Source organism: Sneathiella sp. (genome assembly GCF_047631475.1).
In the GTDB taxonomy this organism is placed as follows: domain Bacteria; phylum Pseudomonadota; class Alphaproteobacteria; order Sneathiellales; family Sneathiellaceae; genus Sneathiella.
Window position 1 is genome coordinate 1 of the sequence record NZ_JBLHZT010000039.1, and the last position, 12866, is coordinate 12866.

The window sequence follows — 12866 nt, forward strand, 5'->3', positions numbered from 1 at the left end:
CAGGAATTGGGATAATGGGCAATCAGGTCCAGTGTTTCGGCGGGATCAAAGCCACCGCTTTCCGGCGTTACCTGTATACCGGCTTTGGCAACAAGTGGAATGCCGTATATGCCCGATCCATGCGTTTGCGGTGCTGCATGAATGACGGCATCTCCCGGATTAATCGGGGTTACATCGGAAAAATAACTGGTCGTGCAGCTAAGAATATTTCTATGGCTCAGCATAGCGCCTTTGGGTTTGCCTGTTGTGCCAGATGTATAAAATAACCATGCCAGATCATCAGGCGCCGCATCTTCAAGAGGCAGCGCAGGCCCTACACATAAAGCGGCATAGTCTGGGTCAGAGATATCAAGAATGGGTGTATCAGAGCCAAGGGGTGCCAGCGTCCTGGCCAATTCGGGTGTTGCAATACATAGGCGGGCTTCGGAATTTTCAAGAATATAGGCGAATTCACTGATATGGAGTTTTGCGTTCACTGGAACCGCAACAAGGCCTGCATGCCAAACAGCAAATACTGAAATCCAGTATTGTGGATGGTTTTTCATGATCAAGGCAACCCGGTCCCCTTTTTGAAGACCTTTGCTGTGCCTTAATCCATAAGCGAGTGCCGCGACCTGATCGGCAAATTGGCGATAGGTTGCGACTATTTCTTTACCATGGGCCAAGGCCGCATGGTCAGGAAAAGTCACGGCTGTTCGAACTAAAAAGTTAGCGATATTCATGTGTCCCCCCGGATCCTTTCAGGATCTCTTTATGGTAGCGGCTCTTTAATGGCCGTTTCCGGTCTTGTCGTATGACCTTCTTTTGTAAGCCACCATAATAACAACAAGCCGGGGATTGCCGCTAGTGTTGTTATTAGAAAAAACTCAACCCAGCCGAATTGTTCAGCAAGCCAGCCGCCCGGACTTGAAAACCAGATACGTGCTGTCGCCATGAATGAAGAAAGTAAAGCGTATTGTGTGGCGGTGTAGGAGATGTTGCACAGGCTTGAAAGATAGGCGACGAACGCGGCTGTTCCCATGCCGCCCGCCAAATTCTCAATCCCAACCGTTAAGGATAAAACAGTAATGTCATTGCCCGCCAGAGCCTGAACAGCAAACATCAGGTTTGAGAAAAGCTGAAGAAACCCGCATACCCAGAGAGTTTTGTAGAGGCCGGTCGCTGCCATTAACCAGCCCCCAAGGGCCAGCCCGGCAAAAGTTGCGATCGTGCCATAAACTTTACTGACATTCGCAATGTCGATCTTGGTGAAACCCAGATCGTAAAAAAACGGTGTGCTCATGACGCCAGCAAGGCTGTCCCCAAATTTATACAGCATGACAAAGAGTAAAATGGGTATCCAGCCTGGCCGCGACATGAATTCGCTTAACGGTTTGAACACAGCGTCAATAATCCATTTTTTATAGGCATCAAGCCGGCGGCTTCCGGGCTCAAACTGAACACTCGTCAAAGCTTTATGTGTTTCAGGTTCGCGGGACATCAAAATGGTGATCACGCCGACAAGAACGAAGGCTGCCATGATGGCAAAGGTGATCGACCAGCTGACTGTCGTCGCTAGATAAAGAGCCCCGGCACCTGACACCAGCATTCCGATACGATAGCCAAAAACGATAGCTGCGGCACCGGCCGCCATACTGCGCTCATCACATATTTCGACCCGGTAGGCGTCGATGACAATATCCTGACTGGCGGAAGAAAAGGCAACCAGAAAAGCCAGGCTGGCGGTCAGAAGAATATTCTCGGACGGGCTGGTCAAACCCAGTCCGACGATAGAAAGGATCAGACAGATCTGTGTCAGGATCATCCAGCTTCTTCGCCGCCCTAAAAGCGGTCCCAAAACGGGCAGGGGGAGTTTATCAATCAGCGGTGCCCAAAGGAATTTGAGGGCGTAAGGGGTGCCGACGCTCGACAAAAAACCAATGGCCGTAAGGGCAGTTCCCTCTTCGCGTAACCACAAAGATAATGTTGTCCCGGTCAGGGCGAGGGGAAGGCCGGATGAAAAACCAAGGAAAAGGATCGCCAGAACGCGGGGATCCCGATAGATGGCAAAGGCTGACAGCCAGTTAGGCAGAGACATTTGAATACTTCTTGATGGCAGAGGGAAAAATCACGGACACTTAGTCTTCGCCATCGTATTTTTGCAGGCTTTCTTTGGCTTTTTGCAGCTCTTCTGTTGTGCGGACCAGTCGTTCCGCCAGAACACGCATCATTTCGATCGACATTTCAGGGAACTCGGTAATCATCCGAAGAAACTGGTCTTTCGTAATTTTAAGGGTGGTTAGTTCGGACGCCGCTTTGATCGTTGCTGTTCTAGGAATATTGATCAGGATGGAAATTTCACCGACCACATCATTTTTTTTCATTGTGGCAACCGTGATCGGACCGGATGGTGTATTGACCACGACGTCCGCTTTGCCGTTCATGATAACATAAGCAGCTTCCCCCATTTCGCCTTGCTGACAGACGAAATCACCGGCCTGAAAAATGACCCGTTCCGAGGTGAAGGCAAGCAGTTTCACTTTCGACGGGTCTGCCTTTGCGAACAAAGGTATCTGTCGTAGGGTTTCCACCTCTTCTCTTAAGTCCACCGGTTCTTTCTCCTATAAATGTTCGTCAGGCACTGAGCAGTTTGAATTGCTCGCCGTTCTTCTGAAGGTGATCAAAACTTCCAGATTCCGTAATTACCCCGCCATTGATGACAACAATATGATCAAACAGATAGGCCATTTCAGGTTTTTCAATCGACCAGATAACTGAACGACCTTCAAACTCTGACAGAATATTTTCAGTGATGCGTTGCTGGGTGCGGTTGTCGAACGTTGCTGTTGCCTGACTGAGAACCAGAATATCTGGTCGTTTTAGAATGGCACGGGCAATACACAATTTTTGTCTTTGATTTTCATTAAGCCGGGCCCCGCCAGCACCAACCTTGAAATCCAGACCAACTTTGATAATCGTCCGTTTCAGTTCCATTTCATCAACGACGGCCGCCAGCAGTCCACCAATTTTTTCAGCCGCTTGTGCAAATCCGTAAGAGATTTTGCCAAACAGGATATTATCCTGAATATTAGCAGCCGCATTATAGGTGTTTTCGTCAAAAAACGCGATGCTGCCCTGTAGATCTTCTGGCAGGTGGTCAACGAACTGTTTTCTGGCTTCGACAATTTTTTCCTGAATTTCTTCTGTAACAACGCCCAAGCGATGCCTTGAGGGGATCACTTTGAACGGCAATGACATAAAACGGAGCCGGTCTTCTTCGCGCAGTTGATGCAGATTGTCGGCATTCACACGGCTGAGAATAGCCTGATATTCTGGCAATTCGTCGGAGGAAATAAATCCATAAAGTTGGAAAAATTCATGATCAGGAGGCAGGTCAGCAAACAATTCAACCATCAGGGAAGCGACCTGAAAGCCCATCTTCAAAAACGAGTCCGTCAGGTCAGCGTCGTCAATGACTTGTTGGACATAAGAGTTCTCGGCAAGGCGTTCCATATCAAAGGCACTGTCAACCGGGGTTCCGAATAACAGGTTTTCGCCCAGAGTGGCGTTTGTATTGTATTTTTCCTTGGAGAAGGCTTCGACCAGATTTGCAAATGCCGTATCCGCAGTCAGCTTTTCATAAAAACGTTTTCTTGCCCCAAGGATCAGTTGGGCAATCTCCGGATCTTCTGTCGGGTCGAGTGTGCTTCTCAGGCCGAATTGATAAACATCTTCTCCCAGATCCACCATGTGCAGGACGTCAATTGCCCGATCATGCAACCCTTTCAGGTCTTCGACATTCGCGCTTTCGAAGTCGATCCAGTCGGCACCAAAATCATCCGGTGAGTTTCCTGTCAGCAGAATTTCTTTGACATCTTCCTCACGGAATTCTTGTTCTTCCCCTTCAAACAGGACTTCGCGCAAGGGGCGGTGCTTTAAGCTGAAAAACAGATTTTCGCCAATGGTGGTGTTAAACACATACCCACTTTGGCCCAGATAGGAAATCCGCCGTCCGATAACGGCTTCCGATGCTTCGGAAAAATCAAGGTTTCCAACAGTTACTTTTCCGCGATCAGGATCAATGAGACGGGATAAAACCTGCGTCAATGCTTCACGGCCGGAGCCTGCCTGTCCAACAATGGCAACCCGTTTGTCGAGAGCCAGTTTTAGGTTCAGGCCTTCCAGCTGGGCCGAGCCCGTATCGTCAGAAAGAACAATATTGCTGGCAACCAACTCACCTTTTAGCTGCGGAATTTCTTCAGGCTCGACAAGCTGGTTGCTTTCATCGCGCATTCCAGCAGGCTCAAACTGTTCGACGACCTGTTCATACTTGATCCGGGCATCCTCACGACGCTGGTAATAAGAGAGCAGCTCTTTCCAGGGGGCCGCCATCTCCTTATGCGCGGAAATCGCCGCAACCAGCGTACCGATTTCAAGATTACCGTTGATAACCATCGTACCGCCAAGCGCGTAGAAGAAAAATGGTCCCAGTTGCTGAATAAAATTGTTGAGGAATTTAATGATGAATTTCAGCAGGTAAATCCGGTACCTGACTTTGAAGATCCGACCCAGCTGATACGTGAAGCTAGCGCGAAGATAGTTGGAGCCGTCATGGACATGTATTTCCTGTACAGCGGCAACGGTTTCACCGATCTGATCAGACAGGACACGAACCAGACGCACCCTTTCCTTGCCCAGTTGGTTGACTTTCTTCTGTAGCTTGGGAATGAAATAGGCCTGCGCAGGATATAAGGCAATTGCTGCGAGGGCCATATAAACATTTTGCACCAGCAGAAAACTCATGATGACAATCAGATACCCGCCTTGAAAAGCCGGGAGCGCAAAGGCTTCACCGATGAAACCGCCCAGCGGTTCAACCTCGGCCGTGATCATGGGAATGATTTCACCCGAGCTTTTCTTGCGGAAAGTCGGCAGGGGAAATCTTAGGATGCGACTGTATAATTCATAGCGCAAGCGGCGCAGCATTCTTTCGCCGGTGACACCCTGATACACATTGATGGCGTATTTAAAACATTGATTGATAATGACCAGCAACAAGAAGGCACTGACCGAAACATATAAAAATTCTTTTTGATCAATTTCAAAGCCAAGGACTTCAACGGGGAAAAGAATGTCTTTTGCCTGAATTGCCTGATCGATGATGATTTTGGGGAGTTCGAGATAGTAGTAGAGAAACGGGAAGGAAGCGAATGACATAAGTGTCAGAATAATCTGCTGCTTTTTGCTGTGTCGCAAAATATACTTATATATGCTGTGTTCCATACAACGCAGTCCATTTCAGCCAGTTACAGATCATCGCATGATCCCTGTCCTGACCATTCCCCAATTTGGTTATAGCCGTTAACACTGTTTCAAAATTAGAGATGATGCAACCATAAATAAGTTCCAAGCCCTGAACACTTTTTTATGAACGGTTTTTTTTGCCCGTGATTGTTGGTTGTAATTCACTAGAACTACGCTTAATCAGGGGAGCAGGATCCAAATATTCAAGGCGTGCAGATTGTTAAATTCAGAACCACAGAATGTAATAACCGTTGTGCTGAAAGGATATCCGCGCCTTTCTGAAACCTTTATCGCGCAGGAATTACTGGCCCTGGAAAAGAAGGGGTTGCGGTTGCATCTGATTTCCCTGCGTCATCCGACGGATAAAACAACCCATCCGATCCACGATGAAATTCAGGCGCCTGTTACATATTTACCAGAATACTTGTATCAGGAACCGGGTCGGATCTGGCGCGCATGGAAGAAAGTCCGACATTTTCCTGGATATAAAAAAGCGAAGTCTATCTGGATCCGTGATTTTTTAAGGGGAATGACCTCCAATCGCGGACGCCGCTTTGGGCAGGCGTTGGTTCTGGCCGCAGAAATGCCGGAAGGTAGCCGCGAATTATATGCGCATTTCTTACATACGCCCGCGTCTGTAGCGCGGTATGCGGCACATATGACAGGGTTGGACTGGTCCTGTTCGGCGCATGCCAAAGATATCTGGACATCTGAAGAATGGGAACTGTCAGAAAAACTGGATGATCTGAAATGGCTGGTGACCTGCACCAGTTTCAACACCAATTATTTGCGAAAACTGGCGTCAAACCCTGAAACGGTCTCTTTGTTATATCACGGGCTTGATTTGTCCCGGTTTCCTGCGGCGCCCGATAAAAACCATATCAACGATGGGCGGGACGCCGCCGCACCCGTAAAAATCATTTCTGTTGGCCGGGCGGTGACTAAAAAGGGATATGATGATCTGCTCGAAGCGTTGGCCATTTTGCCAGACGATCTGCAGTGGCATTTCACCCATATTGGCGGCGGCGGTTTAATGAAAGATTTGAAACGGCAGGCGGCGGAACTTGGATTGTCTGATCGGATTACCTGGCGCGGCGCGCTGTCACAAAAAGACGTTCTGGAAAACCTTCAGGCATCGGATATTTTTGTCCTGGCAAGTCGGATCGCTGAAGATGGCGATCGAGATGGATTGCCCAATGTATTGATGGAGGCACAAAGCCAGAAAGTGGCAGTTGTATCAACAGAGGTTTCCGCTATTCCCGAACTGATCGAGAACGGTGAAAGCGGCCTTCTTGTGCCACAGCGTGACCCAAGGTCTTTGGCGGCGGCGCTTGAAAATATGATTGTGTTTCCGGCTAAACGCCAGGCATTTGTCGATCGCGGGGATGAAATCCTTCGGCAAAAATTCGACGCGTCTAAATGGATTGACAGACTGGCGGCAAAATTCGGACTTAAAACGGTTCCTGAGAAAACAGATATTCCGTCATGAAACTTGGCTTTTACGCACCAATGAAATCACCAAATCACCCTGTCCCATCAGGCGACAGGCGGGTGGCCAGATTGTTGATGAAAGCGTTGCGTGAAGCTGGATTTGAGGTTGACCTTTATAGCGAATTTCGAAGTTTCGACAAAAACGGCGATAAGTCCTGCCAAGAAGAAATTCGTTTAGCGGGATTGGCCGAGGCGGAACGAATAATTTCGGTTTTGGAAAATATAGAACCCGGCGCGCGGCCACAGGCCTGGTTTACCTATCATGTGTATCACAAGGCTCCGGACTGGATTGGCCCAAAAGTGTCGGGACATTTTGGGATACCCTATTTTGTTGCAGAAGCCAGCCATGCGCCTAAACAGAAAGAAGGCCCTTGGGCCATGGGATATGAGGCCGCGGAAAAGGCGATAAAACAGGCGTCGCGGGTGTTTCATATGACCCGTCTGGATGGGGCCTGCCTGAAGCCATTGCTCGACCGACAAGACGCTCTGGTGTATTTGCCACCCTTTCTGGATGAACAGCCCGCGGCGCTTGCCGAAAAGGATGTGGAACGGTTGCTTGAAAATGCTGGATGGGATTGTCAAAAATCGCTCTTGCTGACCGTTGCCATGATGAGAAGCGGCGATAAATTACAATCCTACAGACAACTTGCGGAGGTGAGCCGGCTTCTGGACGGCGAAGACTGGCAGTTGGCGATTGTCGGGGATGGCCCTCAAAAAGACCTTATTCGCTCGTTCTTTGAACCGGCAAAGGATCGGCTTTTGTTTCTGGGTGCTTTGGAGGCTCCGGCGCTTTTCGGTCTGTATAAAAAAGCGGATTTATATGTCTGGCCTGCCCATGGGGAGGCGTATGGCATGACGTTTCTGGAAGCAGCCTCTTGTGGCTTACCCGCTGTGGCGGGAGATATTCGCGGTGTTCCGGATGTGGTGCTTGCAGATAAAACGGGCCTGCTTTGCCCTGCCGGAGATATGCCAGCGTTTGCGGCGGCAATCCGGAAACTGCTGGATGAGCCGCATTTACGAGGACAACTTGGAGAAAATGCAGCCAATTTTGCGCGTGATAAACGGGGGTTGGAGGCTGCTTCATCCGTGCTAAAACAACAGCTAAGTGAGGTTTTATCATGATCCCTTTATTGCTTGTCCGGCATGGAAAAACTGAATGGAACCTTGAAAAACGTATACAGGGGCGGCGGGATATTCCGTTAAGTGAAACCGGACGCAAAGCGCTTGACGGGGTTCGTATACCGGCCCGGTTTCGCGCGTTCAAGTGGGTCAGCAGTCCCTTAAAACGGGCGGAAGAGACCGCTTTGTTACTGGGGGCGCAAACCCTGCATATCGAACCCCGGATTATTGAGATGGATTGGGGGGACTGGGATGGTAAGACCTTATCCGAGCTTCGAGCCCTTTACGGAGAGGAAATGCGCCGGAATGAAGCCAAGGGGCTTCAGATGCAGCCGCCTGCCGGGGAAAGCCCTGCCATGGTTCAGGAGCGTTTGCGACCGTGGCTTAAGGAATTGTCTGAACCGACAATAGCCGTTACACATAAAGGGATTATACGCGCCTTGAAATCCCTGGCTTATAACTGGGACATGACTGAAAAAGCGCCGGTTCCGTTTGATTGGTCCTGCGCGCATTTATTTAAAGTAGACCCGTCCGGCAGGATATATCCTGACCGCGTGAATATTCCTTTGGAGACATCATGACCGAGTTATCGCCCATCCGCGTTCTTTTTTATGTGCAGCACCTTCTGGGGATTGGACATCTTCGCAGAACTGCGACGCTTGCCCGAAATCTGGTGCGGTCCGGTTTTGACGTCACCGTTGTTTCAGGTGGGCACAAGATTGACATCGATCTGGGCGGCGCGCGCCTTGTTCAACTGCCTGCCACGCGGGCAACCGATCTGTTCTTTAAAGAGCTTGTCGATGAAGAAGGAAATCAGATTGATGATGGCTGGCGCGACATGCGGGCCGGAAAATTGCTGGATCTGTATGAAGATGTCCGACCGGATATCCTGATTACAGAGCTCTTTCCTTTTGGCCGCCGTCAGATGCGGTTTGAATTATTACCGTTGTTGAAAGCAGCCAAGGCGTCAGAAAAGCCGCCTCTAATTGTCTCCTCTGTTCGGGATATTCTCGTCGCCCAAACCAAGCCCGGCCGGAACGATGAAATGCTGGCCCTTGTCGAAACTTATTTTGATAAAGTTATGGTTCATGGGGATCCAGAGCTTATTTCACTCGACCGGACCTTTCCGCATACCGCTCGGATTGAGGACCAGATTTTCTATACCGGATATGTGGTTGACCGCACTGGTGTCCGTGGGGGTGCAGAGCCGGTCGGCGCGGGCGAGGTGATTGTGTCCAGCGGCGGGGGAGCCGTTGGCACTGAGCTTTTGAAAACCGCAATGAAAGCCAGGGCAATGTCCTCTGCCCGTGATAAGATCTGGCGCATGATGGTCGGAGCGACCGTCGAAGATGAAGTTTTTGACGAGCTTCGTGGTTTGGCCCCCGCTGGGGTTATTGTTGAACGGGCGCGGAAGGATTTTACCAGTTTGCTGATGAACTGTGATCTGTCGATCAGTCAGGGCGGTTACAACACTGTGATGGAAATTCTCTATGCCGGTTGCCGGGCGGTGATTGTGCCTTATGCGGGGGGCGTGGAGACCGAACAGACGTTACGGGCAGAGCTACTGGCGAAAAAAGGCGTGCTTCATATTGCTAATGAAGCCGGGCTCACACCGGATATATTGGCAGGTCAGGTGGACAGGGCGCTGAAAGGCCCCCCATCTGAAGCATCGATTGATATCGACGGGGGAACCCGGTCAGCGACGCTTCTTAAACAATGGGTTGCAGAAAAAAATGGCTGATTGGGATCTATTGCAAGCCGAGCTGGACGAATGGCTGGACGCTGGCAAGAGGGCGACCTTCTGGTGGCGCGATGACGATCTGAACGAGCCAACAGATGCGTTTATGCGCTTGCTTCAATTGAGGGCTGCGCTGGATATTCCGCTGGGGCTTGCCGTTATTCCAGACCGGGTTGATCCGCATATCGCAGACGAGGCCGATGGCTGCCTGTTTTTGCAACATGGGGTACTGCATCAGAACTTTGCAGACACCGGACAAAAGAAGTGCGAATTTCCAGACACGCGTCCTGTGGACGAAAGTCTGTCGGATATTCTGTCCGGTAAATCACGGATGGAAGAATTGTTCGGTGATCAGTTTCTTCCCGTCTTTGTTCCTCCCTGGAACCGGATCACATCCCGTTTGCTCGGTCCGCTTGCAGAAGCGGGATTTGTTGGTTTGTCGCGCTATAAGGCTCGGGAAAATGCTGTTCATAGCGGGGGGCTTGTTGAAATAAATACCCATGTTGATCCCATCTTCTGGCGCGGAAACAGAAGTGCACTTGACGAGAAAGAAGTGCTTGCTCTTGTCATCCGCCATCTGCAGGCGCGGCGGTCGGGAGGCGTTGATGCGCTGGAACCAACCGGGCTGTTGACGCATCACCTTGTTCATGACGAGGCGATTTGGGAAATTACTTTTAAACTACTGTCCTTTTTAAACAGTCACAAAGCTGTAAGATGGATGACATTTCCCGGCGCTATGGCGCTAGTGGAGTAATCAAAGTGACAGGGGGACGGGTTAAAATTCTGGCGGATGTTGATCCTGAAAAACGATGAAAGTATTTACCTACCCTTTTAAAGAAGTGATGCGCGAATATATGCGGGCAGGAATTGGAATTGGACTAACCGCGCTTCCCCTCTTGTTGTTGAGGCCATCATCTGTCATTGTTTATATATTGGGAGCTTTGCTTTGCCTGTTTATCTTGTATGCTTTAAGAGCAATAAACAGGCATATTGCAAAAGTCTGTATTACGGAAAATAAAATCTGCATAACCGGATTACAGACTAAATGTATTGATTGGGAGGAACTTAAGGCATTCTCGGTTTCCTATTTTTCCACACGTCGTGATGGAGAAAGGGGATGGATGCAGCTTAAGTTGGAAGGTAGAGGTGTTCGATTGAGGATTGAATCCACGATCACTGATTTCGAAGATTTGGTGGAAATCTGCGCAGCCATTGCTGCGGGCAGAGGTCTTTCTTTCAGTTCGGCAACAGTACAAAATCTGGATATTCTTGGCATCTACGCCAATAACCACGGCGATAAACAGCCAGCTAGTTGGGGAAGAAAATAAAGAATGTCCAATGTGTTGCTGGTTCGTGATCTGAAAGTTGAATTTCATGTCGCCGAGGGTGTTGTCAAAGCCGTCGATGGTGTGAGTTTTCGTGTGCCTGAAGGTAAAACCGTTGCGCTCGTCGGTGAGTCCGGTTCTGGTAAATCGGTTATCAGTCAGGCGATTATGTCTATTCTTCCCAAAGCGGCACGGATTTCAAAAGGTGAAATCATCTTTTTTGATCCCCAGAAGCCCGGCAATTTTTATGATATTGCAAAACTGAAACCAGACAGCCGGGAAATGCGCGAAATTCGCGGTGGGCGGATTACGATTATTTTTCAGGAACCGATGACGTCCCTGTCCCCGTTGCATACGATCGGTGACCAGATTTCCGAGGCCCTGCACCTGCACCATAAGAAAACAAAGCAGGAAGGTCAGGAAATCACAATGGATATGCTCCGCTTGGTTGGATTTCCGGATCCTGAAGCGGCGTTGAGCACGTATCCTTTTGAGCTGTCGGGCGGGTTGCGCCAGCGGGCAATGATTGCCATGGCCATGATCTGTAACCCCGCCCTGCTTATTGCAGATGAGCCGACAACGGCCCTTGATGTGACCATTCAGGCTCAGATCCTGGATTTGATGCAGTCGTTGCAGAAGCAGTTGAAAATGGCCATCTTGATGATTACCCATGATCTGGGTGTTGTCGCCAGTATGGCGGACGAAGTGGTTGTCATGTATCATGGCAAGGTCATGGAGCAGGGGACACTGGATGATATCTTTGGTGACCCGCGGCATCCCTACCTGAAAGCGCTTCTGAAAGCTGTTCCGCGTTTTCACATGAAAGAAGGGGAAAAATTGACCCCGATCCGGGAAATCAAACGCGAAAAAGACAGCCGGTTTTTAAGTCAGGCCAATCCACGCAAGCCGGGTGGACATGACGATCCACCGATTTTATCGGTCCAGAATTTAAGTAAAACATTCATAACCCGCAAAACAACGATGCTGGGCAGTAAGCCCGGCGGTACGGTGAAGGCGGTCGATGATGTTAGTTTTTATATAAAGCCGGGGGAGTGTCTGGGACTGGTTGGCGAGTCCGGTTGCGGAAAAACGACCTTGTCAAAACTGATCCTTCGGGCTGTCACTGCGTCAGAGGGGGTGGTGACTTATAATGATCGGGGAACGGATCTGGATGTTCTGCATCTTGGCAAAAAAGAATTGTTCGATTATCGCGAAAAAGTCCAGTTTATCTTTCAGGATCCCTTTTCATCCCTTAATCCGCGGATGACGGTTTTTGATATTATTTCGGAACCCTTGGTTATCCATAATATTGGAAACCAGAAAGAGCGGGAGGAAACGGTCAAGGAATTGATGAACCTCGTGGGTCTGGATATCCGGTTTCTGCGCCGCTACCCTCATTCTTTTTCGGGGGGACAGCGCCAGCGTATCGGAATAGCAAGAGCCCTGGCCCTGAAACCGGATTTGTTGATTTGTGATGAGCCGGTTTCTGCGCTGGATGTGTCAATTCAGGCGCAGATCCTGAATTTGCTGAAAGACCTGCAAAAAGAGTTGGGCCTGACCTATTTGTTCATCTCTCACAATTTGGCGGTGGTGGATTATATCGCGGACCGAATTGCTGTGATGTGCCAAGGCAAGCTGGTAGAAACGGCGCCCCGCGATGTTTTGTTTAAAAATCCGGTGCATCCTTATACCAAACGGCTCTTGGCGGCTGTTCCGGAACCCGATCCGGAACATAAACTGGATTTCGCCCATCTTGTGGAGGAAAAAGCTTCTGATCCAAAAGCCTGGGCAAGCCCGTTTACAGCCAGTGATGAAAGCCCTGCGATGATGTATGATTTGGGGGATGATCATTTTATTCGGGTCCAGAAAGATGCTGATATGTCGGAGTTAAAACTGTGACTGCTCATTTC

The 12866-nt window shown here is 49.6% G+C and carries 11 protein-coding genes; 7 read left to right on the top strand and 4 right to left on the bottom strand.

Annotation, left to right across the window (positions count from 1 at the left end):
- The 4 genes from ACJAYR_RS14190 to ACJAYR_RS14205 form a co-directional block, all read right to left on the bottom strand.
- Positions 1-722 (bottom strand): AMP-binding protein (locus ACJAYR_RS14190; RefSeq protein WP_415237218.1); only part of this gene is annotated, 722 nt, incomplete at its 3' end.
- Positions 723-751: 29 nt separating this feature from the next.
- Positions 752-2077, bottom strand: coding sequence for an AmpG family muropeptide MFS transporter (locus ACJAYR_RS14195; protein WP_415237219.1), 1326 nt, complete (start codon positions 2075-2077; stop codon positions 752-754).
- A 40-nt stretch (positions 2078-2117) separates the two neighbouring features.
- Positions 2118-2588: a cyclic nucleotide-binding domain-containing protein gene (locus ACJAYR_RS14200; protein ID WP_169543535.1), complete on the bottom strand. Its 471-nt coding sequence runs from the start codon at positions 2586-2588 to the stop codon at positions 2118-2120.
- A 25-nt stretch (positions 2589-2613) separates the two neighbouring features.
- Entirely contained in the window at positions 2614-5262 is a 2649-nt protein-coding gene (locus ACJAYR_RS14205; RefSeq protein WP_415237220.1) for an ABC transporter transmembrane domain-containing protein, read from the bottom strand.
- 238 nt (positions 5263-5500) lie between these two features.
- Here ACJAYR_RS14205 and ACJAYR_RS14210 point away from each other — a divergent pair, with 238 nt between their 5' ends.
- From ACJAYR_RS14210 to ACJAYR_RS14240, 7 genes are read left to right on the top strand one after another with little or no spacing between them, the layout of a single operon-like run.
- Positions 5501-6772, top strand: coding sequence for a glycosyltransferase family 4 protein (locus ACJAYR_RS14210; RefSeq protein ID WP_415237221.1), 1272 nt, complete (start codon positions 5501-5503; stop codon positions 6770-6772).
- The gene (locus ACJAYR_RS14215) at positions 6769-7896 is read left to right on the top strand and encodes a glycosyltransferase family 4 protein (protein WP_415237222.1); all 1128 of its coding nucleotides are present in this window, start codon (positions 6769-6771) and stop codon (positions 7894-7896) included. The genes ACJAYR_RS14210 and ACJAYR_RS14215 overlap by 4 nt, the downstream gene beginning before the upstream one ends.
- A complete protein-coding gene (locus ACJAYR_RS14220) occupies positions 7893-8474 on the top strand; it encodes a histidine phosphatase family protein (RefSeq protein ID WP_415237223.1) in 582 nt (193 codons plus the stop codon). Before ACJAYR_RS14215 ends, ACJAYR_RS14220 begins: the two co-directional genes overlap by 4 nt.
- Positions 8471-9634 (top strand): glycosyltransferase family protein, encoded by a 1164-nt coding sequence (locus ACJAYR_RS14225; protein ID WP_415237224.1) that lies wholly within the window; start codon positions 8471-8473, stop codon positions 9632-9634. Before ACJAYR_RS14220 ends, ACJAYR_RS14225 begins: the two co-directional genes overlap by 4 nt.
- Positions 9627-10385, top strand: coding sequence for a polysaccharide deacetylase family protein (locus ACJAYR_RS14230; protein WP_415237225.1), 759 nt, complete (start codon positions 9627-9629; stop codon positions 10383-10385). The genes ACJAYR_RS14225 and ACJAYR_RS14230 overlap by 8 nt, the downstream gene beginning before the upstream one ends.
- Positions 10386-10440: 55 nt before the next feature.
- Positions 10441-10959: a hypothetical protein gene (locus ACJAYR_RS14235; RefSeq protein WP_415237226.1), complete on the top strand. Its 519-nt coding sequence runs from the start codon at positions 10441-10443 to the stop codon at positions 10957-10959.
- Positions 10960-10962: 3 nt separating this feature from the next.
- Positions 10963-12855 (top strand): ABC transporter ATP-binding protein, encoded by a 1893-nt coding sequence (locus ACJAYR_RS14240; protein WP_415237227.1) that lies wholly within the window; start codon positions 10963-10965, stop codon positions 12853-12855.
- Positions 12856-12866: the final 11 nt, after the last annotated feature.